The organism is Phormidesmis priestleyi ULC007, assembly GCF_001895925.1.
In the GTDB taxonomy this organism is placed as follows: Bacteria; Cyanobacteriota; Cyanobacteriia; order Leptolyngbyales; family Leptolyngbyaceae; genus Phormidesmis_A; species Phormidesmis_A priestleyi_A.
Genome location: NZ_MPPI01000003.1, coordinates 119,670 through 144,602, shown reverse-complemented (window position 1 = coordinate 144,602; position 24,933 = coordinate 119,670). Strand labels below are relative to the sequence as shown.

General features: G+C 46.8%; 31 protein-coding genes and 1 tRNA gene. 17 read left to right on the top strand and 15 right to left on the bottom strand.

The annotated features are described in order from the left end of the window. A partial coding sequence (locus BRW63_RS04590) for a HEAT repeat domain-containing protein (RefSeq protein ID WP_262983518.1) occupies positions 1–367 on the top strand: 367 nt, incomplete at its 5' end. A gap of 210 nt (positions 368–577) precedes the next feature. On the opposite strand, the gene BRW63_RS04585 is transcribed toward BRW63_RS04590, so the two are convergent. From BRW63_RS04585 to BRW63_RS04575, 3 genes are all read right to left on the bottom strand, one after another. Continuing rightward, complete coding sequence (locus tag BRW63_RS04585; protein ID WP_073069737.1) at positions 578–1,960, bottom strand: glycoside hydrolase family 76 protein; 1,383 nt, start codon at positions 1,958–1,960, stop codon at positions 578–580. Between the two features lie 178 nt (positions 1,961–2,138). Then, the gene (locus BRW63_RS04580; RefSeq protein WP_073069736.1) at positions 2,139–2,459 is read right to left on the bottom strand and encodes a hypothetical protein; all 321 of its coding nucleotides are present in this window, start codon (positions 2,457–2,459) and stop codon (positions 2,139–2,141) included. Positions 2,460–2,517: 58 nt separating this feature from the next. Beyond that, a complete protein-coding gene (locus BRW63_RS04575) occupies positions 2,518–3,186 on the bottom strand; it encodes a serine/threonine protein kinase (RefSeq protein ID WP_083582698.1) in 669 nt (222 codons plus the stop codon). Positions 3,187–3,207: 21 nt separating this feature from the next. Between BRW63_RS04575 and BRW63_RS27540 the strand changes: the two genes are divergently transcribed. The 13 genes from BRW63_RS27540 (at position 3,208) to BRW63_RS04510 (ending at position 15,038) form a co-directional block, all read left to right on the top strand. Further along, complete coding sequence (locus tag BRW63_RS27540) at positions 3,208–3,402, top strand: hypothetical protein (protein WP_143162003.1); 195 nt, start codon at positions 3,208–3,210, stop codon at positions 3,400–3,402. A gap of 288 nt (positions 3,403–3,690) precedes the next feature. Beyond that, a complete protein-coding gene (locus tag BRW63_RS04570; RefSeq protein WP_073069735.1) occupies positions 3,691–4,269 on the top strand; it encodes a hypothetical protein in 579 nt (192 codons plus the stop codon). Positions 4,270–4,274: 5 nt separating this feature from the next. Beyond that, positions 4,275–4,640 carry a DUF1818 family protein gene (locus tag BRW63_RS04565; protein WP_073069734.1) on the top strand — a complete coding sequence of 122 codons (366 nt, stop codon included), beginning with the start codon at positions 4,275–4,277 and terminating at the stop codon, positions 4,638–4,640. A gap of 51 nt (positions 4,641–4,691) precedes the next feature. Beyond that, positions 4,692–4,765, top strand: a tRNA-Pro gene (locus BRW63_RS04560). A gap of 188 nt (positions 4,766–4,953) precedes the next feature. Beyond that, on the top strand, positions 4,954–8,271 hold the full coding sequence (locus tag BRW63_RS04555; protein ID WP_073069733.1) for a helicase-related protein: 3,318 nt from the start codon (positions 4,954–4,956) through the stop codon (positions 8,269–8,271). Between the two features lie 17 nt (positions 8,272–8,288). After that, on the top strand, positions 8,289–8,942 hold the full coding sequence (locus tag BRW63_RS04550) for a Uma2 family endonuclease (protein ID WP_073069732.1): 654 nt from the start codon (positions 8,289–8,291) through the stop codon (positions 8,940–8,942). A gap of 11 nt (positions 8,943–8,953) precedes the next feature. Next, entirely contained in the window at positions 8,954–12,778 is a 3,825-nt protein-coding gene (locus BRW63_RS04545; RefSeq protein ID WP_073069731.1) for an Eco57I restriction-modification methylase domain-containing protein, read from the top strand. 30 nt (positions 12,779–12,808) lie between these two features. Then, the gene (locus BRW63_RS04540; RefSeq protein WP_073069730.1) at positions 12,809–13,054 is read left to right on the top strand and encodes a hypothetical protein; all 246 of its coding nucleotides are present in this window, start codon (positions 12,809–12,811) and stop codon (positions 13,052–13,054) included. Further along, positions 13,054–13,470 (top strand): type II toxin-antitoxin system VapC family toxin, encoded by a 417-nt coding sequence (locus tag BRW63_RS04535; RefSeq protein WP_073069729.1) that lies wholly within the window; start codon positions 13,054–13,056, stop codon positions 13,468–13,470. Before BRW63_RS04540 ends, BRW63_RS04535 begins: the two co-directional genes overlap by 1 nt. Positions 13,471–13,693: 223 nt before the next feature. Further along, positions 13,694–13,831, top strand: coding sequence for a hypothetical protein (locus BRW63_RS04525; RefSeq protein WP_223257289.1), 138 nt, complete (start codon positions 13,694–13,696; stop codon positions 13,829–13,831). Positions 13,832–13,845: 14 nt separating this feature from the next. Then, positions 13,846–14,043, top strand: coding sequence for a DUF2283 domain-containing protein (locus BRW63_RS04520; RefSeq protein ID WP_073069727.1), 198 nt, complete (start codon positions 13,846–13,848; stop codon positions 14,041–14,043). A 249-nt stretch (positions 14,044–14,292) separates the two neighbouring features. Then, complete coding sequence (locus BRW63_RS04515; RefSeq protein ID WP_073069726.1) at positions 14,293–14,538, top strand: UPF0175 family protein; 246 nt, start codon at positions 14,293–14,295, stop codon at positions 14,536–14,538. Beyond that, the gene (locus BRW63_RS04510) at positions 14,535–15,038 is read left to right on the top strand and encodes a DUF3368 domain-containing protein (protein ID WP_073069725.1); all 504 of its coding nucleotides are present in this window, start codon (positions 14,535–14,537) and stop codon (positions 15,036–15,038) included. The genes BRW63_RS04515 and BRW63_RS04510 overlap by 4 nt, the downstream gene beginning before the upstream one ends. A 417-nt stretch (positions 15,039–15,455) precedes the next feature. Here BRW63_RS04510 and BRW63_RS04505 read toward each other — a convergent pair whose 3' ends face one another. Continuing rightward, positions 15,456–15,701, bottom strand: a complete 246-nt coding sequence (locus tag BRW63_RS04505) for a DNA-directed RNA polymerase subunit omega (RefSeq protein ID WP_073069724.1) — start codon at positions 15,699–15,701, stop codon at positions 15,456–15,458. A 210-nt stretch (positions 15,702–15,911) separates the two neighbouring features. Between BRW63_RS04505 and BRW63_RS04500 the strand changes: the two genes are divergently transcribed. Together BRW63_RS04500 and rdgB are read left to right on the top strand one after the other, a co-directional pair. After that, positions 15,912–16,604: a GDSL-type esterase/lipase family protein gene (locus BRW63_RS04500; RefSeq protein ID WP_317615797.1), complete on the top strand. Its 693-nt coding sequence runs from the start codon at positions 15,912–15,914 to the stop codon at positions 16,602–16,604. Next, positions 16,597–17,172 carry an RdgB/HAM1 family non-canonical purine NTP pyrophosphatase gene (rdgB, locus tag BRW63_RS04495; protein ID WP_073069722.1) on the top strand — a complete coding sequence of 192 codons (576 nt, stop codon included), beginning with the start codon at positions 16,597–16,599 and terminating at the stop codon, positions 17,170–17,172. Before BRW63_RS04500 ends, rdgB begins: the two co-directional genes overlap by 8 nt. Here the strand turns inward: rdgB and BRW63_RS04490 are convergent. The 5 genes from BRW63_RS04490 to BRW63_RS04475 are packed head-to-tail and all read right to left on the bottom strand — an operon-like array spanning position 17,169 to position 19,220. Then, entirely contained in the window at positions 17,169–17,516 is a 348-nt protein-coding gene (locus tag BRW63_RS04490; RefSeq protein WP_244913208.1) for a YbaK/EbsC family protein, read from the bottom strand. The genes rdgB and BRW63_RS04490 overlap by 4 nt on opposite strands. Further along, on the bottom strand, positions 17,468–17,644 hold the full coding sequence (locus tag BRW63_RS28745) for a YbaK/EbsC family protein (RefSeq protein WP_223257288.1): 177 nt from the start codon (positions 17,642–17,644) through the stop codon (positions 17,468–17,470). Before BRW63_RS28745 ends, BRW63_RS04490 begins: the two co-directional genes overlap by 49 nt. After that, positions 17,641–18,144 (bottom strand): DinB family protein, encoded by a 504-nt coding sequence (locus BRW63_RS04485; protein WP_073069721.1) that lies wholly within the window; start codon positions 18,142–18,144, stop codon positions 17,641–17,643. The genes BRW63_RS28745 and BRW63_RS04485 overlap by 4 nt, the downstream gene beginning before the upstream one ends. 17 nt (positions 18,145–18,161) lie before the next feature. Then, positions 18,162–19,034: a DMT family transporter gene (locus BRW63_RS04480; protein ID WP_073069720.1), complete on the bottom strand. Its 873-nt coding sequence runs from the start codon at positions 19,032–19,034 to the stop codon at positions 18,162–18,164. Continuing rightward, positions 19,035–19,220, bottom strand: a complete 186-nt coding sequence (locus BRW63_RS04475) for a hypothetical protein (protein ID WP_143162002.1) — start codon at positions 19,218–19,220, stop codon at positions 19,035–19,037. A 245-nt stretch (positions 19,221–19,465) separates the two neighbouring features. Between BRW63_RS04475 and BRW63_RS04470 the strand changes: the two genes are divergently transcribed. Then, positions 19,466–20,923 carry an aminotransferase-like domain-containing protein gene (locus BRW63_RS04470; RefSeq protein WP_073069718.1) on the top strand — a complete coding sequence of 486 codons (1,458 nt, stop codon included), beginning with the start codon at positions 19,466–19,468 and terminating at the stop codon, positions 20,921–20,923. 139 nt (positions 20,924–21,062) lie between these two features. Here the strand turns inward: BRW63_RS04470 and ddpX are convergent, their stop codons facing one another. The 6 genes from ddpX to BRW63_RS04445 all read right to left on the bottom strand — a co-directional run bounded on the left by ddpX (position 21,063) and on the right by BRW63_RS04445 (position 24,763). Continuing rightward, positions 21,063–21,737: a D-alanyl-D-alanine dipeptidase gene (gene ddpX / locus BRW63_RS04465; protein WP_073069717.1), complete on the bottom strand. Its 675-nt coding sequence runs from the start codon at positions 21,735–21,737 to the stop codon at positions 21,063–21,065. Positions 21,738–21,748: 11 nt separating this feature from the next. After that, positions 21,749–21,916, bottom strand: a complete 168-nt coding sequence (locus BRW63_RS28080) for a hypothetical protein (RefSeq protein ID WP_181314398.1) — start codon at positions 21,914–21,916, stop codon at positions 21,749–21,751. Positions 21,917–22,104: 188 nt separating this feature from the next. Continuing rightward, positions 22,105–22,683 carry a TIGR04376 family protein gene (locus BRW63_RS04460; RefSeq protein ID WP_073069716.1) on the bottom strand — a complete coding sequence of 193 codons (579 nt, stop codon included), beginning with the start codon at positions 22,681–22,683 and terminating at the stop codon, positions 22,105–22,107. Positions 22,684–22,747: 64 nt separating this feature from the next. Beyond that, positions 22,748–23,827, bottom strand: a complete 1,080-nt coding sequence (locus BRW63_RS04455; protein WP_073069715.1) for a type II secretion system protein N — start codon at positions 23,825–23,827, stop codon at positions 22,748–22,750. A 275-nt stretch (positions 23,828–24,102) separates the two neighbouring features. Next, positions 24,103–24,417 (bottom strand): hypothetical protein, encoded by a 315-nt coding sequence (locus BRW63_RS04450; protein WP_073069714.1) that lies wholly within the window; start codon positions 24,415–24,417, stop codon positions 24,103–24,105. A 163-nt stretch (positions 24,418–24,580) separates the two neighbouring features. After that, positions 24,581–24,763 (bottom strand): hypothetical protein, encoded by a 183-nt coding sequence (locus tag BRW63_RS04445; protein ID WP_073069713.1) that lies wholly within the window; start codon positions 24,761–24,763, stop codon positions 24,581–24,583. Between the last annotated feature and the right edge of the window lie 170 nt (positions 24,764–24,933).

The following is a 24,933-nucleotide window of genomic DNA, read 5'->3' as shown; positions in this document are numbered from 1 at the left end:
GTCTCGCTGCCTCTATGCTCGAAAAGACGCGATCGCAGAAGATGCCGAACTCGCAGAAGTCGCCGCTCTAGCCTTGGGAGAAACGCGATTGCCAGAGGCGGTTGAGATTTTGCAAACTTGGTGGAAACAGATCCGATCGCCAGAGCTTCAACAAACTGGGCTGATGGCGATCGCGATGCTCAGACACGATGACGCGATCGAGTTTTTGCTGTCTCTGATTGCAGAGGGTCGAATTCAGACTGCCAAAATTGCCCTGTCAGCCCTGAGCATTTATCGAGCCGATGTAGGGTTATGGCAACGGGTTAGTGAAGCGGTGGATCTTCGAGATGAGGCAGCTTTGCGGCAACTGCTGCGTTCTCTCGATTAAGAAGTTTTGGCGTTGCTGAATAGGGATGATTGGGTAGGGGCAATCCCCCTGTGGTTGCCCTCCGTCAGGGGTAGGCACGGGGGCGCTACCCCTACAGCCATTTCATCCCATCGTTCTGCAATGCCGAAGTTTTTACGATCGTGGATTAAATACGATCGGTTATTTTCAATCTCAATGGGCACAGCAGTGCCATGCCCTTACACAGATTTCTTAGCGAATAGTTAACTCGTCTAAATTTAACCAATTACGGCTGCCCTTATCGCGATTAAAAATCACAGAAATAGTATTACTCCCCGCATTCAACGAGATGTTGGGGATCGTGATGCTGTTCCAACGGCTCCAATTTTCAGTCCCTGGAAAAATCTGATTATCAGCGATGCTTTTTCCATTCACATAGATGTAGCGAGAAGCGTTTCCTCCAGCCGCCGCATAGCGAAACGTTAGCGTATAGAAACCCGTAGACGCAGCATTTACTTTAAAGTCAACCCACTGACCCTCACGATTCCATCCGGCAATATAGCCTGAGCCGTGATAGCCCGTGTAGGCTGCCTCAATCACAAGCTGATGCAAGATGCCATCTTCGGCTTGATAGGTGATGGCTTCGGTGGTCACAACCAGCGAGGCGTTTAGGGCATCGATCGCCGCGCACTGACGGGCAGCATCAGCGCTGTCAAACGCACCTGCCCAAGAGAGTCCAAACTGATTGGCACTATTGCGGCCGTTCGACCAGATCGAGTTGGCATTTCTCAAAATAAAGTCTTTATAGGCTGACTGCTGGGTGACTTGATAAAGATCGCCTAAATAGCGAATAAAGATGCCCTTAAACTGGGCACCATCTTTGCCACAGTCTGGCTCACAAGGTTCTCTTAGAATGCCGTTAGGTGCTAAGGCTCGAAGGGTGGCATCGGCGATCGCTTGTGCTTGTCTAATTAGTGATCCATCGTTAGTGCTGCGATACAAGTCTACTAATCCGCCTAGAATTACGCCCTGATTGTAAGTCCAGGTGAGTTGCCCATTATTTTTACAAGTGCTGTCTAACCCATCATTAATCAGGTTGTCACGATTGATCATTCCAGTGTTTTTAAACCAGTTCCATTCTCGTTGGGCCCAGTCTAAATAGCTGCCTGCACCCGCATCTCCTGAAGTTCGCAAATGCAGTTTTGCTGCGATCGCTAAAAACAATTCGTTCGCGATCGCGTTTTTATATTTGCGCTGTTTGCTCCACCAGATTCCACCCCCGCAGGTCGAGTCCCAACCGCCTTTCATGTCGTTGAAAATCGTCTTTGCCATTGTTAGATAGCGCTGTTCGCCCGTCAGATCATAGGCTTTGATCCAGGTGAGTGCCCACCAGCCCTCATCGTCGTAAAATTCATTGAGAAAGTTACCGCGCTTATTTTTCTCGAAAGTGTTGGAGAGATTGCTTCGATAAGTGAGCGAATTGGTTAATCGACAATAGTCGATCGTCGTTTCGAGCGCGTTTGCTGAGTTCCACCAGCCTGTCGTGTTCCAAAGCCCAGTGCTGGCGTTGTAGAAGCTTTGTAGTGCCTTGATGCCTGCTTCTGTCTGTTCGCGACTTGTTTGATTAAGACTCATGGTGATCTCCAGTGACCCTGCTTTTAAAGTAGCCGATCGTTCATCTTTCAGGATAGGTATCTGATTAAACGAATAAGACTTCCAAAAGAAGGGTGTTATACCCATTAAAAATTGCGAATACTAAGCGGTGAATCGGTTTTCTCAGCAGCACAAGTCTGCCTCTTTAAAGTCTAAAAAGTTACACCAGTAGTATTTTGCATGCATCGATCGCGTTTGCCAGTAGGTTCATAAACACCTGATTTAATTGTCCAGCAAAGCATTCTACTTTCGGCAAATTACCATCGTCTGTGGTGATGTGATCTCTGGGCGAGATTCGTTGGCTTTGAGGCGATGCTTGAGAATCATGGGCATACTGGTTGTGCCACCCCTCGATTGGCAGCAGTGTAATTCCAGCGTTGAGATACTCGATCGCGGCAGCATCAGCGGTCGCCAGTTTCGCTTTCTGTCCTGCCCGCAGATTGAGTTGAATCAGTTGATCGCGTTCCTGCAACTGAGTCATTAACTCGGCTCCCTGATTCAGATGATTGACAATATTAAACAGCTTCTCTTTTGTGGCTCTAGGGGTGTGACTTAGGAGGAGTTGTCCAATCTGCAAGTGAGCGGCTTGTTTCTGTTCTTCTGCGATTAGAGGTAGGCGGCTTGTTGAACGCGATCGTGCAAAAAGCGATAAATCGGATTCGCTGCTGCATCAGAAACTGACACCGTATCCGATTGCGTAAAGAACTTATAGATTTCTGTTGTTGGGATAATCTGCGGTAGTCGATGCCGCGATTCATCCGTCCCGTTTGTTCTGGTGAGAGATATGCCAGTGTTCCTTCTAGCGCGTTGGCATTCTGAATCTCTTGAGTTTCGCGGGGCAGCAGCGAGGCAATGCTGAAGGCAATCAGCTTGACTTGCTTGCTGTCGGGATGAATCACAATGTTGGCGGGCTTGAGGTCTTTGTGAATGACTCGATATCGATAAAGTCCATCCAAAGCTGACGCAATTTGAATTGCAATCTGAAGGAATGCAGTCAAACCGTGCCCCAGGTTTCCCTCCCGTTTCAGCACTTCCTTGAGCGAAATGCCACCAAAGTCTTCCATCACTAGCGCATAAGCATTTTCGTAAGGTTCGAGCGTTAGCGGTTTGACAATGCTGGGCAGGTCAAGATTTTTGGCGATCGTATACTGATTGCGGAACTGCACCAGTTCACTAAAGCTAGGAAATGGGTTTCTCAGTAGTTTGATGGCACAATCTCAATCGCTCCGTTGACTCGATTCACCCTGTGCTACTTATTAAAGGATGCGATCGCCCAAGTGCGGATTGTGGTCGAGCCTGTCAATCGCAAGACTCGAAGTCTTCTCCTTGGCTTGGAACTTCTGTGGAGTCCACAGAAGTTCCAACTGTATGATGCTACTCAAAAGCTTTATCAGATGCCAGTTTCAGAGCTATCTCGAAAATAGAAAAACTGGACTGGACTAAAAATGGACTAAATTATGAACCTCTTTTTAGCGCGTTTTGGCAGTCCCGATCCATTTCATCGCCAACTAGCAGCATTGTACTTCAGCACCCATAAAACGAATAGCGCTCCTTTGTTGTCTTTAATGTCTTAAATGTCTTAAATGTCTTAAATAAGACTCATAATGAGTCCCAGTCCGAGTCTTATTTAAGATAAACGAACTGTAACCTCAATTCCTCTTATTCAATGCGATAAAGTACTAGTGATGAGATTAGAGAGTTGAGTCAGCCTTATGCGTCATTTAACCAAGCGCCCCATTCAACAAAGTGTTATTGCAACACTTACGATCGTCTCACTCACCCTTAGCGCACCCTTCGGCCATCTCACTCCCCTTCCCGCGATCGCCCAATCCATTCGACCTCAAGATGCCTGGCAGCAAGTTTACAAGCAAATTCCAGACCTGCCCTTAGAAAACCAATACATCAACCGCACAACCCAAAAAGTTGACCCCAACAACACCCTCGTCAGTCGGCTGATCCGCTATCACCAGTATGTCAAAGGTCGCCCCATCAACTATCGCCTCGATTGGAAAATGACTCTAGGCGACTATCTAGGAGTCAACGAGCCAATCATCGACACAGGCTATCCCGGCTCAAACACCCTAAGAAAAAATCCCTTAGAGGGCGATCGTGGCATCATCAACCGTCTCACCCGCAAACAGCGCGATGCTCTCGTTCAAGCATTAGTAAACGTCTTCAGCCCCACCGCTCGCCAACCCATTCCAAACCCGATCGCCAGCCCACAACCTCCTTCGATGGTGATGCCCGATCGCCCAACTCAACCCAGTGGGGCCCAACTCCTCAAACCCTAACTAATATGGGACGGTTACTCAAAAGCGGCACCGATTGGCGCATCGGTTGGGATGCCGAAGCCCCAGAGTTTAAAGGACTCGTTGGCGCAGATCACTGGGCGATCGAACTTACCGCACCCGAACTGCAAGACTTCGCACGACTGCTCGAACAACTTAGCCGCACGATGCAGCAAATGACCACCGAACTGATGGACGAAGAAACGATCACCTGCGAAGCCCAAAGCGATCGTCTCTGGCTAGAAGTTGAAGGCTACCCTCATGCCTACAGCCTTCGGTTAATCCTTCTCACAGGTCGCCGAGGCGAAGGATTTTGGGCTGCCCCCGCCGCCGCTCAACTCCTACAAGCCCTTCAGACGCTTCAAGTTTTTTGACAGCTTGGTTGGATGGATGCAATCCCCTATGCTATATTTGTTAAGCGACATCGGGGCGTAGCGCAGCTTGGTAGCGCACTACTTTGGGGTAGTAGGGGTCGCAGGTTCAAATCCTGTCGCTCCGATAGCATGAAAGCCAGTCATTGACTGGCTTTTGTCGTTTCTAGGCACAGCTTTCAGAAACCTCTTCATTCTCAATAAGAGCGCGAAATAACTCGAAGAAATTTGAAATAACCCAGAAAACTGGCGCGTGAATTTTATCGCTAGACTGGCTAAAACCTCATGCACCACTTTGGTGTAAGGAGCGAATTAGATGGCAATTGCAAAGAATCGAGCCAATGCAAGCAGTCCCATCTCAACTTCTGGGATTCGCGATAATCACCGTCGAGGAACCGTTGGAGATTTTCTAAAAACTAAAATTCAGTCTGACTCTACCTTGTCGATCGTTTCTGCCTATTTTACAATCTACGCATTTGAAGCGCTCAAGCAAGAATTAACGGCGATCGCAGATTTGAGGTTTTTATTTGGTGAACCCCGTTTTGTGCGATCGCTTGACCCAGACAGAACGGATAAAAAATCATTCAAGATAGAAGATGAAGACTTGCAACTCCAAAACCGTTTGGAACAAAAACGAGTTGCCAGAGAGTGTGCGGATTGGATCAAGGAGAAGGTGCAAATCCGGTCAGTCACGCAAGTCAATCTCCTACACGGCAAGATGTATCACATGGATCATCATGGGGTAGAGGATGCCATCATGGGTAGCTCTAACTTCACAGTGCGGGGTTTGGGCTTGGGCAGTGCAGGCAACAATCTTGAACTTAACCTAGAAGTTGACAGCAAGCGCGATCGCCAAGACTTAAAAACCTGGTTCGACGAGTTGTGGAACGATGAGGCCCTAGTTGAGGAGGTTAAAGACGAGGTTCTGCACTATCTAGAGCAGCTTTATCAAAATCATTGTCCCCAATTTATCTACTACAAGACCCTATTCCACATCTTTGAGAAGTTTCTGGCAGACCAGGATGCAAGTGGACTACTAAGCGAAAAGAGCCAGCTCGTGGATACCGAAATTTGGCAGACGCTGTTCGAGTTTCAGAAAGATGGGGCCAAAGGGGCAATCAATAAAATTCGTGCCCACAACGGCTGCATCATTGCCGATAGTGTGGGTCTGGGGAAAACGTTTGAAGCTCTGGCAATCATCAAATATTTTGAGCTGCTGAATTACAGAGTTTTGGTACTCTGCCCCAAGAAACTAAGAGAGAACTGGACAATTTACCAAGCTCAGAACAACAGTGAACTGAACCCGTTTGTTAAAGACCGATTTAGCTACACCGTTCTCTCTCACACTGATTTGAGTCGAGATTCAGGGCTTTCGGGTGATATCAATCTAGAAACCATCAATTGGGGAAACTATGACTTAGTTGTGATTGATGAGTCTCATAACTTTCGCAACAATACCAGCAGTAGGCGAGATGAAGAAGGCACGATCATTCGCAAGAGTCGCTACGAGCGGTTAATGGATGATGTTCTCAAGACTGGCATTAAAACGAAAGTGCTGCTGCTCTCAGCAACTCCGGTCAACAATGATCTAAAAGACCTGCGGAACCAGCTTTATTTTCTGACAGAAGGACGGGATGAGGCATTCCGTGAGTCATTTGGCATCACTAGCCTCAAAGAAACTCTGGCAACTGCCCAACGCACCTTTACCAATTGGGCAAAACAGCAGGGTGAACGAAGAACGATCGACCTATTAGAAAAGTTGAGTTCTGGCTTTTTCAAACTGCTCGATGAACTGACGATCGCTCGATCGCGCCAACACATTCAGCGATATTACAAAGACAGCATTGCTGAATTAGGCGGCTTTCCAGAGCGGCTTCGACCCCTTTCGATTTATCCCAAAATTGACTTGAGAGGTCGATTTCCGTCCTACGACAAAATCAACGACGAGATTTCAGACTATCAACTGTCGCTGTTTAACCCAGCAAAATACGTTTTGCCACAGTATCAAATGCTGTATGACAGAGACAGAGCCGTGTTTAGCCAGGGCGATCGCGAACATTTTCTGATCGGCATGATGAAGGTCAACTTTTTGAAGCGGTTGGAAAGTTCCGTTTCTGCCTTCGCCATCACAATGGACAACACCATTCAAAAAATTGAAGAACTTCAGGAACGGATTACAAGGTTTCAAACCCTTCATAGTCAGAGTGTAGAAGTGGAAGCGATACCAATGACGATCGCCGAACTAGACGATGAAGAACTGCGAGATGCCATGCAGGTGGGGCAAAAGCTGATCTACCAGATGGCACACCTAGATGTCGAGGCATGGTTAGAAGATCTCGATCGAGACAAAGATCAGTTGGTCGGACTGTACAACTCAGCTTCAGCGATTTCGGTCGATCGCGATGCCAAACTTGCTGAGTTGAAAAAGCTAATTGCCCAGAAGGTGCAAAGCCCAACGATCAATAAACAGGATCAGCCAAACCGGAAGGTATTAATCTTCACAGCATTTGCTGATACTGCCGTTTACCTCTATGAGTCGTTAAGTAGCTGGGCAAGAAGTGAACTCAATATCCAGGCTGCTTTGGTGACAGGAGACACCTCTCGCAACAAAACGACCTTTGGCAAATCAGAGTTCAATCAGATCTTGACTAACTTTTCTCCGATCGCCAAGAAGCGCTCCAAAATACTGACGATGCCACAAGATGGTGAGATTGATCTACTAATTGCGACAGACTGTATTTCAGAAGGACAAAACCTGCAAGATTGCGACTATCTCGTAAATTACGACATTCACTGGAACCCAGTCCGAATCATTCAGCGATTTGGGCGCATCGATCGCATTGGCAGTCTCAGTTCTACAGTGCAGATGGTCAACTTCTGGCCCACCGAAGACCTGAACAAATACATCAATCTCAAGAACCGAGTGGAAGCGCGGATGGCACTGGTCGATATTGCGGCAACTCAGGAAGATAACCTGCTGGCAACCGTTGAAGACATCATTCAGGATGACCTGAAGTATCGGGATAAGCAACTGCTGCGGCTTAAAGATGAGGTACTCGATCTCGAAGATTTTACCGAGACGGTATCGTTGACTGAGTTCACGCTGGATGATTTTCGGCTCGAACTTAGCAAGTACATTGAGAGCAATCGCCAACTCTTACAAGATGCACCATTGGGACTCTATGCAGTGGTTCCGCCCCATCCTGACTATAACTTCATCGCACCTGGAGTCATCTTCTGTTTGAGGCAGAAGGGTGATTCTGGAAGTGAAGCCGTGAATCCGTTACAGCCTCATTTTCTGGTTTATGTGCGAGACGATCGAGTCGTGCGATTCACCTTTGCCCAACCCAAGCAAATTCTGGAAATTTATCGATTGCTGTGCGCCGAAAAGACCACGCCTTATGAACAACTTTGCAACTTATTCGATCAGCAGACTTGCCAGGGCAACGATATGAGCGTTTATAGCGAGTTGCTTCAGGCGGCGATCGCCTCGATCGTCACTACGTTTCGGAAGCGATCGCTGTCAAACTTGCAATCGAGCCGCAGTGCCGTGCTGATAGAGGTGCAGAGCCAGGTTGAGAAAACCACTGATTTTGAGTTGATTACGTGGTTAGTGATTCAAAATGAAGCATAGGTCGTTAGAGGTCTTTCATGGTCAGCACTGCTCCCTTAGAAACGCAAAGAACTCTCTCTGGTGAAAAGCGGGTGACGCTGCATGGTTTAAATTGGCAAGCCTACCAGCAAATTCTTCATGCCCTGCCCCAAACCCGTGCGGCTCGCCTGACTTACGATCGCGGAACGCTAGAGATCACCATGCCCTCAGAAAATCACGAATTTTTCTTGCACCTGATTGAGCTTTTTGTACGGATTCTAGTTGTTGAATCTGGCATGAAGATCAAAACAATGGGATCGACGACTCTCGATCGTGAAGATCTGAATCGAGGGTCTGAACCAGATTGTGCCTATTACATTCAGAACCAACCGAAAGTGGCAGGGCGAAACGTTGACCTGGCTCAAGATCCTCCTCCCGATTTACTGGTGGAAGTAGACATTACTCACACTGATATTGATAAGAATCGATTGTATGCAGCGATGGGTGTGCCTGAGTTTTGGCGCTACAACGGGCGAGAATGGCTTATCTATCAGCTTCAAGGGGAATCTTATACAGAAGTCGATCGCAGCCCGACATTCACCTGGGTAGAGAAAACAGAGTTGTACTGTTTTTTAGAGCAAGCGCAACAGGATGAAGTTCAAGCTGAGATCGACTTTCGGGCACGGGTGAAAGAACTCAGAAAACAGTTATAACGAGGCGATCGATGTCTGACGCAAAACGAGCGATAGCACTAAGATTGCAAAAATTTGCCACTGGCAATCTGGCAGACAATGCCCGATCGCTGTTTGAAACGTTGGGTTATCGGGTTGATAAAAGTACCCGCTTAGAGACTCCAACGGCTCAGAGCTTTCTGAATAGCTTTGCTGAGGGGCGATCGTTCAATCGTGAAACGGCGTTGCTGAAAGACTGGCGGTTTGTAGACCTGCTATTCCAATTGACAAAGGATGAAATTACGGGCAGTAATCAGCTTCGGATTTCTTTTGGCGATAGTTCCAGAGTAGATAACACGATCATTGAGTCTTATTTGTTTTTTGCGATCGCCCTCAAAAGCAATACCTACACGCGCACTCAACTCGCTGGCATTACCCGCGAGATCAACAAACTGTTTCCTATGCCTGTGATGTTGGTGTTTTTATATGGGCAGACACTCACGCTATCGATGATCAATCGGCGCTTGCATAAGCGAGATCAGTCGAAAGATGTGCTGGAGAAAGTGACGCTGATTAAGGATATTGCCCTTGCAAGTCCCCATCGTGCCCACCTAGAGATCTTGTTTGATTTGTCGTTAGAGCAACTCTACAAGGCACACAAGTTTACCAATTTTGTTGAGCTACATCAGGCGTGGCAGAAAACGCTAGATAGCTCGGAACTAAACAAGCGGTTTTTTCGCGAGGTGTCGAACTGGTATTTTTGGGCGACTCAGCATGTGGTGTTTCCAGCGGGGACAGAAACGGATGAGGAAGTTCGTAATGCGACCAGCGTGATTCGGATGATTACACGGGTGATTTTTGTCTGGTTTCTCAAGGAGAAATCACTGGGAGATCAGCCGCTGGTTCCAGAGGAGTTGTTTCAGCGATCGCGCCTCGCTCAACTGATCCACTTTGACGATCCCAACTCTAGTACTTACTATCAGGCAATTCTGCAAAACTTGTTTTTTGCCACGCTCAATCAGGAGATGAATACGCTAGACAAGCCAGAAAACCGGAAGTTTCGACATACAGGCAAAACACGCGATCAGCACTATATGGTGCATAACGTCTATCGCTATGAGTCATTATTCAAACAGCTAGAGGAGGCATTGAAGTTATTTGAGCAAGTGCCGTTTCTCAATGGTGGCTTGTTTGAGTGTTTGGATCATGCTGACCCTGATCAGCCTAGACAAACGATTCGAGTGGATGGGTTTTCTGATCGGGCTGACAACCCGCTATCTGTGCCTAATTACCTGTTTTTTTCTGAGGAACAGGATGTAGACCTGAATAAGATTTATGGGACGAAGAATAAGCGGTTTAAGGTGCGGGGGCTGATTGACATTTTCAACAGCTACAAGTTCACCATCACAGAAAATACACCGATCGAGGAAGAAATCGCCTTAGACCCGGAACTGTTGGGCAAGGTGTTTGAAAACTTGCTGGCAGCCTATAACTCTGAAACGCGGGTGACGGCACGAAAGCAGACTGGCTCGTTTTATACGCCGCGTGAAGTGGTGGACTACATGGTCGATGAGTCGCTGCTGGTGTACTTGCAGAATGCCTTCATCCCCAACCCTTCTTCCAAATTAGGAGAAGGGAGCCAGATTCAAAGTCCCTCTCCCGCCCTGGGAGAGGGATTTAGGGTGAGGACTGAGCAACGCCTGAGACAACTGTTGGATTACAAGAGCGATCGCCAACCGTTTGAGCCGCAAGAAGTGGTGATTTTGATCCAGGCGATCGACCAACTAAAATCGCTTGATCCGGCAGTCGGATCGGGTGCGTTTCCGATGGGGTTGTTGCAGAAGCTGGTGTTTATTTTGGGCAAGCTTGACCCCAACAATGAGCAGTGGAAGCATCAGCAGAAGGAACGGGAAATTTTGCCTCTGTTAGAAGATATTCGACAGGCGCAGCAGATTTCTTATGAAGCGGCGCGGGATGCAGCAGTGGGGCAGCTTCAGGAGCGGTTGCAGCAGATTGAGGCAGATTTTGGCGACAACGAGATGGACTATCCGCGCAAGCTGTTTTTGATTGAGAACTGCATTTATGGGGTAGATATTCAACCGATCGCGGTGCAAATTGCCAAGCTCAGATTTTTTATCTCGCTGATTGTAGAACAACGAGTCGATGAGTCTAAACTCAATCGAGGCATTTTGCCGTTGCCAAACTTAGAGACGAAGTTTATTGCAGCAAATACATTGATGAGTATCGATCGTCCTCAACAGTTACTTTTGCGAGATCCACAAGTCGAAGCAAAAGAGAATGAACTGAAAAGGGTTCGGCATGAGATTTTTAAGGCACGATCGCAGCGAACCAAGCAGAAATATCGGGAGCGCGATCGAGAACTCCGCGCTGAAATTAGTGAATTGCTAAAAACAGAAGGCTGGTCTGACCAAACGGCGCGACAGATTGCCCAATGGAATCCTTATGACCAAAATGCTTCTGCAACCTTCTTTGACCCAGAGTGGATGTATGGCGTAAAAGATGGGTTTGATGTGGTGATTGGCAACCCGCCTTATGGATCGGAAATAACTGTTAAGCAAAAAGAATACTTTAAGAAGCACTATTTGTATCAAGATTATCCGCTTGATACTTACCGCCTATTTTTAGAGAAGGCTACTTTTCTGGCAAAATCTTACGGATGTATTACTTTAATTATTCCTAATACATTGCTGTCTAACTTGAAGACGAAGAAGATAAGGAAGTGGTTGTTTTCAGAAAAACAAATTAATCAAATAGTGCATCTTTTGACATCTGTCTTTGCTGCTGTTGTTGATACAGAGGTTTTAATTATATCCAACTATTGCCAATCTGAAGAGAATAGAATAGGTATCGTTATTTTTGATGAATTCATATTTCAAGAAGCATACTACATAGAACAAAAAATATGGAAACAAAAAAATGGAGATTCAATAAATATATTTGGAAACTCGGAAGTATCTGCTGTCGCTGATAAGTTAAAGCATCACAAGACACTTGATCAGTTTTGTAAGATTACACAGGGTACGAAGCCTTTTCAAGTTGGAAAAGGAAAACCGCCACAAACTAGAGCGATTGTAGATGCTAAACCTTACGTGTCTGAACACAAGAAAGACAAAACTTCTCGCCCCCTTTTACGGGGAAGTCTAATTCAAAAGTTTCAAATTCTTTGGAATGAAAACTATTGGATAAGCTTTGGCGAATGGCTTGCAGAACCTAGATATTCTGCAAGCCATGATGCTCTAGAGAAGATTATTGTTCGACAAACAGGTGATTCTTTGGTGGCAACTCTTGATAATCGTCAGTTTATCGTTCGAGATAATTTATACACTATCGTTCCTCAAAAAAACAGTACAGATCTTCGTTTTATTCTTGGATTAATAAACTCAGCATTATTGAAGTGGTTTTATCAAAAGGTTATAAATCCAGAAAAAGGGGAGGCATTGGCACAGGTAAAACGAGGTCATTTAGCCAAATTGCCAATAGCCCACTCAGATACACCTCAATTCATTGGGATATTTGTTGATTACATACTTTACTGCTACCAAATGAATAGTGATTTCGTTAACAAAAGTCATGTAATTCCAGTTCAAGACAAACTGATGCTGGAATACTTCGAGCAAATCATCAACGGGCTAGTCTACGAACTCTACTTACCCGAAGATCTCTACGCCCACGGCTTCACCTTTGCCGACCCGCTCCAAGCCGAAAACTTACCCACTCTCAACGACATCAAAGGCGACAAACTCGAAGCCCTCCGCGCCATCTTTCAACGCCTCTACGCCCAAGACCATCCCATTCGTCAAAACCTCATTGCCCTTGATACCCTGCCTGTCATTCGCACGATCGAGGGCAAACCATGAAAATCAACCAACCCAAATCAGGAGAGCAACATGACTCAAGTATTAACGCTACAAATTCCCGAAGAACTCTATCAACCATTGGTCAAAATCGCCCAACAACGCGGTCAGTCCCCTGAAGAGTTCACAATTCAGTGGTTAGCTGCTTCAATTCAACAGTTCGTAGATGATCCCCTAGAACAATTTATTGGTGCAGTCAACAGCAGCATTCCAGACTGGAGTGAACATCATGACCAATATCTAGGACAAGCCCTAATCGACTCTAACGAAGCCCGCTAATGCCTAATATTTTTGCCGATACATCCGGTTGGGGAAACCTAGTTGATGTGTCTCAGCCCTCTCATAGTCTGACTGCCACACTATATCGGCTCGCACGCCAACAAAATCAGAAGCTCATTACAACCAACTACGTGATCGCTGAACTGGTTGCTTTGTTAACTAGCCCACTGCGGCTTCCCCGAAAGACAACAGTTTCATTTATCCACAGCTTAAAAACTTCACCTCATGTTGAAATCCTGCATATTAGTCCTGAACTTGATGAAGCAGCATGGCAACTTCTATCAACTCGGATGGATAAAGAATGGAGTCTAGTTGACTGCTCAAGTTTTGCCATCATGCAACATCTCAACCTGACAGAAGCCCTCACAACCGATCATCACTTTGAACAGGCAGGCTTCATTCGTCTGCTGAAGTAGCTTTTTGATTTTGCTCGATCGGCATCAGCAGATATCTTTCTGATCACTGACGATCGACTCCTTAAAAAAGCCAAGCAATATCCTGAAATAATTGGCATCCTCGTTGAAAATCCAGTTATTTGGTTAATGAACGTATTACAAGAGAGAGATCAAAGTCATAAAGCAAGCTGAAATCAGAAAAACTGGGTACAAAGCACTGATTGACTCTTTAGGAGTCGTGGGAATGCTGCGCTTTCTTCAGCAGCTAGAGATTGGCAACGGCGACTACACTCAGGAACGATATCAATCGAGTGAGCCTACCCTTGAAGAATTGCGACAGTTTACTATGGAGAGATCTAGTGACTCAACCCAAAAGGAGTAGATCTGAAGAGTCGAATGAAATTAGTGGTACACAAACAAGATGACGCGCTGTACCTGCGTTTGGATGAAACTGCGATCGTCGAGTCTGAAGAAGTCAGCGATGGCATCATTCTAGATTACAACGCAAATGGAAAAGTCGTTGGCATTGAAGTGTCATATCTCAGCCAAAGAAGCCCCGATTCTTTACAAAGAATTTTGTTGGAAACAACTTAGTGAACTGTGAGAAAAATGAAATTAAGAGGCGATCGAGCTTTACATTGACACGCTCAAAGAAGACGGTCAATCCATTCCAGAACCAGAAACAACGGGCAAAGCGATCGCCATTTCTATTTGACCGAGGGTAAATTTCTGGTAGGAGAACCCAGTGAAATTAGTAGTACACAAAGACGATGACGCGCTGTACTTGCGGTTAGATGAGTCTGCGATCGCTATACTCAAATCAGAACCCTCAGCACAACCATTATGAGCTTGCTTCTCTCCGATGAATTAGTCAAAGCCTCTGGACTTTCCGAAGCCGAACTGCTGCAAGAAGTGGTGCTGCTGCTATTTCAGCGCGAGAAACTCACCCTCGGCAAAGCCAGCCGCATTCTTGGCATGACCCAACTCGAATTCCAGGCACTCCTCGCCAGCCGTGACCTCTACATCCACTACGATGTCGAAGACCTCCACGAAGATGTCAGGGGCTTGCAAGAGCTAGGCTTACTGTGATCATCGTCAGTGATACATCCCCGATCGCCAATCTAATCGTAGTAGGCTACATTCACCTGCTCCCCCAACTTTTCGGCACCGTCATCATTCCCGATGCAGTTTACCAAGAACTGCTAGCCAACGGGATTAATCACCCCGCCACCCAAATCGTACAAACCGTTAACTGGTTAGAAGTTCGTTCCGTCACAGATCAGCAGCAGGTCGGAACCCTAGAGCGCGATCGTAACCTCGATCCTGGAGAAGCCAATGCGATCGTTTTAGCATTAGAACTCCAGGCAACCCAATTACTCATTGACGAACGCCTCGGACGACTCGAAGCGAAACGCCAAGGCTTGCGAATTACCGGAATATTAGGCGTTTTACTCGCTGCCAAGAGCCAAGCTCTAATTCCAAAAGTTCACCCAATGATGGATGCTTTGATTCAACGGGCAAACTTTCGGATTAGCCCTCGGTTATACAGCGAAGTGTTGCAACTGGCAGGAGAAACCACACAAACCTGAGTGGTTCTTCCAGAATCAGCAGATCTTAAATCTGGCGTTGCTGAATGAATGTATGAATTGCCCTCCTCACGAAGTGGGGCGAGGCCCTTCCCAACCCTTCTCCCCAGGGAGAAGGGAGCCAGAAGTCTTGTTCCCTCTCCTTCTGGGAGAGGGCTAGGGTGAGGGCGAATTTAGCATTTCATACCGCAATTCAGCAATGCCTTAAATCTTAGGTAAGACTATTCTTTAGACTCGCCAAAAGTCCAATCTGAGAACAGCGAGACAGGTCTAGACACATTCACAAATCTTAAATGAGACTAGCAGATAGACTTATAAAGAGTCCAATATAAGAACTGTGAGACAGCTTATTTAACAAAATAAATGGGGCAGAAACGATCAAACGTCTCAACCCCATCTCATCAAAATTAACAAATCAAGCTACTCGCCGATAATTTCTGGCTGAGTTAGCTCATCAGACATCTCAACGATCGCCCGCATTACAGGCTTCATCATCGGATCATCTCCACTATCAAAATCCTCAAAACGCCGCCGTTTAGCGCGATTTGCCACCTGCACCGTAATCCGATAACGGTTAGAAGCTGCCGCGATCAGTTCATCCGATCGCCGCATTAACTGAGTCGTGTCAAACGTAGGACGCTTGTGAAGAGAGCCAGATTTTGCCATAGAGACTGCCTTGGGTGAATAGTTCGTAGAAAACAAGAGCGACACAGCTTCTATATGCCAATCAGACGATATAGTCTATCTAGGGAGTTGTAAAGATTTTCAAATCTTTCCCTGCAATGGTAGATTTCCAATAAGTCTAATCTATTAATAGCGTAGACCTGCCCCCGATAGCACGCATTTATGCAAATAATTGCCTCCCCCTCCCCTCAATTGAATGGATCTCAAGCAAATCAGCCTTCATTAAGACTGCTCGCTCTTGGAGACAGCTTAATTTATGGCTTTGGCGACCCGATCGGGGGCGGCTGGGTTGAGCGACTGCGGCGGCAGTGGATGACCCCTGGCAGCCCCAACCATGCCCTCTATAACTTAGGAGTGCGCGGAGATGGAGTGCGGCAGGTTGCCAAACGGCTAGAAAATGAATTTCGGCATCGGGGTGAGTTGCGAAACCGAGTCCCCGATTTGATCATTCTCTCAGTGGGAACGAACGACTCTCCTAGACTTGCCCGACCAGACGGCAAAAACTTTACAGAGTTTGAGGGCTTTCAGATTGGCATCGCAGATTTGCTCGATCGGGCGAGTCGTCTCTGTCCCGTTTTGTTTGTCGGTGCAGTGCCCGTAGACGAAACAAAAATGCCCTTTCTCGACTGTCTCTATTACAATCACGCCGACCAGCACCGCTATAAAGAAGCGACGCGTCTTGCCTGTCACGATCGCCAAATTCCTTATCTAGACCTCTTTGATTTGTGGATGTCGCGAGGCACTAACTGGTGTCAAGCTCAACTCACCGAAGACGGACTGCACCCCAACGTGTCGGGCTATCAGACTCTACTGCAAGACATTTTAAACTGGGAAGCACTCCAGCAGTGGATCGGGGAAACCGAAGTAGTCATCACCCATGCCTAAACTCATTGTCGCCACCGGAAATCCTGGCAAATTGCATGAAATGCAGGCCTATTTAACCGATCCTGCTTGGGAGTTGACCCTCAAGCCAGAAGCGTTAGACATTGAGGAAACCGGGACAACCTTTATTGAAAATGCTGAACTAAAAGCGTCACAGGTTGCCAAAGCATTGGGCCATTGGTCGATCGCGGATGACTCCGGTTTAGAGGTGACAGCTCTTAATGGCGCACCAGGGTTATTTTCGGCTCGATATGGTGCAACCGATCACGATCGCATTGCCCGTTTACTTCGCGAATTAGGCGACAACCCAAATCGCAGCGCTCAGTTTGTGTGTGCGATCGCCCTGGCTCGACCTGATGGCACGATCGTCCTGCAAACCCAAGGCATCTGTCCGGGTGAAATTCTTACCGCTCCTAGCGGCTCAGGAGGGTTTGGCTACGATCCGATTTTTTATGTCCCAGAGCAAGGGATGACCTATGCCGAAATGTCCCCAGACATTAAGCACAAGATTAGTCATCGGGGCAGAGCTTTTGCAAAACTGCTGCCACAATTAAAAACACTTGAGTTCTAAGATTTGTCTTGTGAGATCATACCTACAGTTCCTTTGACGGCTCGAAGATAATCCGCAGGAGCCAGTAAAATTTGCGTTCCTCGCACACCCGCAGAAATCGCAATCACATCAAAAACTTCGATTAACTCATCGACGAAAACTGGGTAATCTTTTTTGCAAGCCAGAGCCGTCATCCCACCGCGAATATAGCCCGTTAATGACTGAACCTCTTTAAGAGGAACCGTTTCTACTTTACGATCGCCCGACACCTGTGCAAGCGCTTTCAGATCTAGCTGACTATTTCCCGGAATCACCGCTAACAAAATGCCTGTACGATCGCCTCGAACCACCAGCGTTTTAAACACTTGTTCTGGCGGCAGTCCATTTTAGCCGCGACCGTTTCAGCCGCTAAATCATCCGGGTTAACGTCATAGTCACGCAACTCATAGGCAATACCCAGATTATCTAAAACGCGCACAGCGTTGGTCTTCATTGCGTCTCTAAACTGGGCAGATAAGGCAAATCAGTCACCCCTAAATCGTACCCTAACTGGCTCAAAAGCGTTGCTATCTGACCACGATGATGAGTTTGATGATTAAACAGTTGAGTGACTAAAAGCCAAGTCGGACGAACTCGTGTCTTACCGTCAGACGAACTCGTAAAGCTAAATGGTTGGTTTAACCGCTCAGACGTTAGCTGCTCCGACCAGCCGATTATTTGCAGATCGGTGGCTTCTCGTTCTCGACGAAGTTCATCAAAGTCTGTATAGATTTCCTGATCTAACTTTGCGAGAAAGGGCTGTTCCATGAAACGTCCTAGCCAGATCCGATCGCCTACTAAAATATGATTTAACGTCCCGTGAATCGACTTAAAAAATGCGCCTAAATCCTCTCTGCGTTTGACATCCGGGATTTCAGCACAGATCTTATAAAGTTTTTGATTCATCCAATGGTTATACTCCGCCATCGTTTTGCGATAGCTTAGATTATCCATCACACCTCTTAGAAAAGTTAAGTTTTTAGAACTCTTGATCTTTTATCAAGATATACGGACGCTAACACGATTGCCAACACTAAAAACATATCAGATGAAAGCTGCTCTGAAAACAAAACAGCAGAAGCAAAAATTGTAATAAAAGGTTGAAATAATTGTAATTGTCCAATTTTTGCAATCCCGCCTAGCTCTAATCCGCGATACCAGGCAAAGAAAGCGAGAAGCATACTAACAACACTCACGTAGACAAATCCAACCCACGCAGAAATTACGTTGTATTGAGAGTTTATCTGCACTGAAAAACAAAATAGTGGAATTGAAATCGGCAACGACAGCACCAAAGCATAGCAGATAACTCGCCAGCTTCCGAGTTCTTTGGCTAATTTCGTTCCTTCTGCATAGCCCAATGCTGCGCTAATCACAGCAAATAGCAACGCGACATCAGCAGTGTGAAGACTTCCACCACCCACGTAGATAGAATAGATTACGATCGTGGCACTTCCCACAACAGCAGCTATCCAAAATCTAACGGACGGCTTTTCTTTTGCCAAAATTACAGCAAACAACGCTGTGAATAATGGTAGAAGACCTATTACGATCGCGCCATGAAAGGCCGGAACATCATTCATTGCATAAGCGCTAAAAAGTGGAAATCCGAAAACAACACCCAATGCTACAACTCTCAGTCTTTGGATTTGCTTAATAGTAGGGATCTTGCTTTTCGTAATCCAAAGCAACAATAGCCCTAAAACACCGGAAATAACAGCACGACCAACACCAACAGCAACGACTCCAAACAAAGGAATCGCCACTTTTGTAGCAGGCAACGTCAAGCCAAATCCGATGATTCCAAGAGCGCCCCAAATGTAAGCCTTGACTTCGTTATTCATTTAATATCTTTGATCGAGCCAAGCCCGCACTTCTTTTTCAGAATTCAACGAACTAAACTTCTGACTCGTCGGATCATAAACCTCATAATAAGACTGACCACAGCGATCGTGCTTCTCTATTATTCTCGGTTCTAAACGATTAACCAACACGTTCGATAAATCATTCCATAAATGCCTCAGATTCATTTGAAATTCTCCTTCATTGCTGATTATATGATTCTGTTCCAGTTGATAAAAGAGATTCACACCTCGTTAATTCAGAACTAATCGTCTTCATGTAATATTGCCGGATCTCTCACGAGCAAAACAGATGCAGTTGAGTTAAATTGTTATGGTTACAGTTTTAGTTTCTGCAACTGTTATGGTTGCGATCGCTCTAAACTGTATCTCTCGCAACCAAAAACAGGCATTTGAGCCATTGAGGAATCGCGATGACCCTCCAATCACTCGCTCCGTCTCAACACCTTTATGAACACGTTGCCGATCGGATTCGCACTTTAATCACCGAAAAAACACTGCAACCCGGCGATCGTCTGCCCTCCGTTCGCAAACTGCACGAACAATTTTCGGTGAGCATCTCCACCGTTTTAGAGGCATACCGATTATTAGAAGATCAAGGTTTAATCGGGGCCCGTCCCCAGTCAGGATATTTCGTCAAACAATCCCATTTATTCACTCCTGACGAGCCAAAACAATCCGCTTTGCCCAAACACAACTTCCCCGTTGAAGTCTCCCTCGCTTATCGGGTCGGAGTCACCATGCGCGACCCCAATAAAGTCAAACTTGGCGCAGCCGTCCCCGGTTTAGAACTGTTGCCGATCGCGACCCTCAATCGCCTAATGAGTCAGATAATTCGCACCCACTCCGAAGCCGTTCACTCTTACTCGATCGCCAAGGGATGTGAATCGCTGCATCACGAAGTAGCTAAACGCTTAATTGATGCAGGTTGCTCCATCAATCCCAACGAGATTGTAATCACCAACGGCACCACAGAAGCGGTCTATTTGTCTCTACGAGCCGTCACGAAACCAGGCGATACTGTCGCGATCGAGTCTCCCTGCTACTATGGCATCCTCGAAGCACTAGAATCTCTTCATCTCAAAGCCTTAGAATTGCCTACTCATCCCCAAGAAGGCATTTCTCTTGACCACTTAGAAGCCGCCCTTGAGCATCGCCAAATCGCCGCCTGTGCGCTAGTCCCAAACTTCAGCAACCCATTAGGAAGCTGTATGAGTGATGTCAATAAACAGCATTTAGTCACCTTATTAAACCAATACGACATTCCCCTGATCGAAGACGACATCTACGGCGATTTGCACTTTGAAGGCACCCGCCCCAAAGCCGTCAAAGCCTTCGATACAGAAGGGCGCGTTCTCTACTGTGCGTCTGCCAGCAAAACCCTCTCACCCGGATTGCGCGTCGGTTGGTCAGTGCCCGGACGCTATCAGCTCAAAATCGAGCAACTTAAAATGGCCATGAATTGGATGACCTCGATCGCGTCTCAGCTCACCGTCGCCGCCTTTCTCGGAAACGGAGGCTACGATCGTCACCTGCGACAACTCCGCCGCGCTTACCAGTCTCAAATCATTCGCATGACCCAAGCCGTCTGTGACTACTTCCCCGCCGAAACCAAAGTCACACGACCCAGTGGAGGATATGTTCTATGGCTAGAGTTATCCAACGAATTTGAAGCAATGGCACTCTACGAAGAGGCATTAGACCATCAAATCAGCGTTGCTCCGGGCGTGATGTTTTCACCTTCTGGCAACTACGCCAATTGTCTGCGCCTTAACTGCGGGTTGCCTTGGACACCAGAAATCGATCGAGCGATGCAAACCTTGGGCTATTTAACAAAACGCCAGTTAGCCAGAAAAATGCTGAACGAATAATCCAACTTATTGAATGCGTTGCTGAATCGAAGTATGAATCGCCGAATTAATAGTTAAAAATTTGCGTTAGATGATCACCCTATAGTCAGGTCATTTGATCCAAGATCCTTGATGAGTGATCTTCGAGGTGTCTATGAATCTACTCAGGAATCGCCTCAAACGATATATCCATCAAGGGCGACTGTTTCCAATCTTTTGCATCAAAGTGCCACCACTCAGCTTGCAAAGGGATAAACCCGCGTTTGATCATTGCTGCTTCTAGAGCCTGGCGATTTTCTTTTGCTGCCTTGCTGACATTGTTGTAATCACGATGAGCACGATCGCTAAAATCATCAAATCCTGTTGGCATTTCTAATTCTTTGCCAGACTTGTCTACCAATGTGACATCTACCGCAGATCCACGATTGTGTCTCGACCCGTTGGCAGGGTTTGCAACATAGCGATCGTCATTCACAATCTTCCACATCAGCTTTTGCACCGATAAAGGGCGATAGCAGTCATATACCTTTAACTTCAACCCTCGCGTTTCTAAATCTGCTTGCACTTTTGATAAATCATCGGCAACTTTTGGCTTTAGCAAACAACGAGCTTGCCGATAAAGCTGCTGTTTTGTGAAATTATTTTTAGTAGCATATCGAATGTCCAATTTAATGTTTGGGCTAATCGATCGGATGTCCACTAACTTTGCTGGAGGCGCGATCGCCAGCGTAGAGGGCTGCGTCTGATAGACAAGCGCGATCGACATCAGCATCGCCAGCAAAAAGTTAAGCCAATTTCTAATCTTCTTGTTTTTAATCCTGAGAGTGCTGTGCATTTCTATTAAATCTAAGTGATTCCGATTTGATTCACGCGACAGATCCGCATCAGGGCACGGCACCATTCCCGTACATAAACGCGGGGTGTGTAGGGGCACGGCATGCCGTGCCCTCTCGCAACCGTTCCAGCCGTCGTAATTGTTTTTGAAATCGGTATGAATAAATAATCAGATGTCATAGAAGTTTTATAGTTCCAGACTTCTATTGGGTTTGGTAGAAGCGATCGTGAGAAAGATATTTCTATCTGTAGAGTTCCCGAAGAAATTCTATTTAATGTAGCTAACTCTGATCTAGATTCGCAGCATTTAAACGTCCAAAAACGTCCCTATCTAAAGTTAGATAGGGAACTGTGCTAAATTAGCCTCTCTATCTCCCCATTTGCCGCTTCATCTGCTCAAGCTCTTCTTGTGCTTCCCAGCGCTTAAACTCTTGCTCAAGCGGGTCAGCCGAACTGTGGATATAGCTCGCGTTTTGATCCTGATTCCAGCCGTTAACTGCCCAACGGGTTTCGGTCTGAGTCGCACGAGCCGCTTGAGCTTCGGTGAGCTTAGTTTGCACCTCTTGGCGACGGGTTTGAATCTGCTGCTGCAACTCCTCAGTTTGCTTGAGGCGCTGTTTGAGCATCTCCATCTGTCCCCATTTCTGGTTTCCTTCTCGCAGCAACCCCGCCTCATGTGCTTGGGCAGGCTCGGCCAGGTCAAGTCTACCAGCCGCTCTTGCTTTCTCAATCCGAATGTGCCAGCGCTGAATTTCTTGAGCCGTTGCCAAAATCTCGTCTTGAAGTTGCTTTTCGTTTAGCCGCAGGTCTGCCATCAGCCGCCGCGTTTCTTGCTCCTGTTCCCGCAGCTTTTCTTCGAGCGCCTGCAACTCTAAATGAGGGTTATTTCGCAGAAACTCATCAAGTCGAGCTTCGAGAAACCGACTGAAATCATCAAACAGACCCATGACCGCAACTCCTGCAATAGTGAATGATGAATAGCGATCGCAGCGCTATCTCCTAATCGCTATTTTAGAGTTTCTGACCTGCGGAGATCGTTCTAACTTCTCCGTTTCGCCGCACGGTGACATATTGTTTAGAAACTTCTACCAGGCTCCAGCCACTTGACCCAATACTTTCGCCGACATAATAGCGCTGAGTAATTCCGTTGATCTCAAATAAAGCCGCCGATCGCGAAGGATCAGAACTCTCAAGCACTCCGACTAAGGTACGTTGAGGCCCGATGGGTGCAGGGCTGACTTGAGGAATCGATGTCGCTGGAGGTTGCAAAGCAGCAGGGCGATTGGCAGTCGGAGAGAGGCGTTCTAAAACACTGGCAAGCCGAACCAAGATCTGATTTAACTCCCGGCGCGAAGGGTCAATGGGGGTCGGGGCTTGGGGCACCGTGATCACGAGCGGAGACGCTTTTGGCAGAGTCACCGACGATCGTAGCGGCGGTTGATTAGCCGGAACCGGAACCGTTGGCAACCCACTGTTATAAGGTGCCGTGGGCAATCCTTCTGATTTTCCAGTCGTGGCTCTGCGATCGATGGCTTCGAGCGATCGCTGCACATAGTCAGAAAACTGCGCGTTGGTGTCTATGGGGGGAGTTTGCGCGATCGTGGTTGGAGCGACTGTCTCAGGCGGTTGAGTCAAGGCTGTCACAAATCGACTCGCCATGCCACTGGTCACTAACCAGACGGCTAAAGCTGCCACCGCAGATGTGCATCCTGTGATCATCAAAAAGCGGGTGAACCCACTGCTACGAGGGGCAGGTGGTTGGGTGTTAGCCAATTCACCCAGGTCTGGCAGACTGTGGTGAGCGCTTTCAGGGTGAGATTGCCATTGAGGATGAGCCAGCAGCCCAGACGATAAGGGAGGTGGAGCGAGATTGAGCTTAGGTTTAGGAGCGGGCGCTTCAACCCGCACTGGCTCCGAGGGAGGAACCGCCCCATCGAGTAAGCGATCGACATCACCAAACAGATCATCCATCAAGCGATCGGCATAAGACTCGACCAGAAATGGCTCAGGCAGAGTGTTAGCCTCCGAGTTCCAGGAGTCATTTTGTATGGGATCGAGGAGAGGTTTGGAGTTTGTGACGGGTTGAGTCATAGCTTTCTTGCTGATGTCGATCAAAACAGACGATTGACTACAAATGCACCTTTTAGAATAACTAGCGAAAGTTTAGGCTGATTTTGATCACAGGTGTTATCGGCGTTTGACATAGATGATCCCCAACGACGACATTAAGCGAGGATAGCTCAAATGCAAAGTTAGAGCTAAATCCTGTACGAATTTTAATATCCGCCTAGAAATTGTACTCACTCAAGTGAGCGGTGATGACATTCAATGAAGAATTTTAGTTGAGTCTGGTGGAAACGGCACACTCATGAATCTGAATTTAAATCTGTACTATTACAGAGAATCACGATCGCTTGGTCGGCGGTGATCAGTCGCTTTAAAACCACTTGTCCGATCGCAGGGTTAGTCATCGTCGCGGCGATCTCTAAACTTGGCTTGACTTCAACCATGAGAATGGCATCTTCGACGCGATAGAGCCAGAGCTTTTCGTCGTTTTCCCAGATGCAGAGTGTCGTTTGCTCGATTTCTGGTTTACGCCTCCAGGCGATTTCGTTCCACAAGCCACCGAGTTCCCAAATGCGACCGATCAACCAACCATCGGAGAGGAAAAAATACTTCATTCGTCTCTTCGAGAAGCTCAGATTTGCTGTTTACCATAGCGCGATTTACCCGATTCTCTGGCAAATTCCGTAAAATCTCTCAAGGAGTTTGCCGAATTGGATCTATTTCTGAAGGGTTAGTAAAGAAGTTCTACTTTTTGGAGGTTTGCGGTTCGCGATCGCTTCAAATTTTTCCTTCTTCTTCCGCTTTCTTCAAACCATCTCGAATTAACCTTTGGGCTGTTTTGCCTTCCGATCGCTCTTCTACTTTTGCCAGTTTTTTAAGCTTTTCGCTCTCGTCCTCCGTCAAAGGGACATTCAAACGCCGAGAAGATTCCTTTGTTTTTTGTGGTTCATCTTGGTTCATTTTTACTCAATCAAGTGCTATTTTGGTTCAAAGACGATCAAAAGTAGAAGCCAGTGCGTCCCGTGGAAAGTTCTGCACTGGCTTTTGCTCCAAACTCAATGGGGGAGACAGAATCATTATGTCGTATGACGATCGTTTAAGACGATGGGCAATGTTTCGTTTGCTTGAAA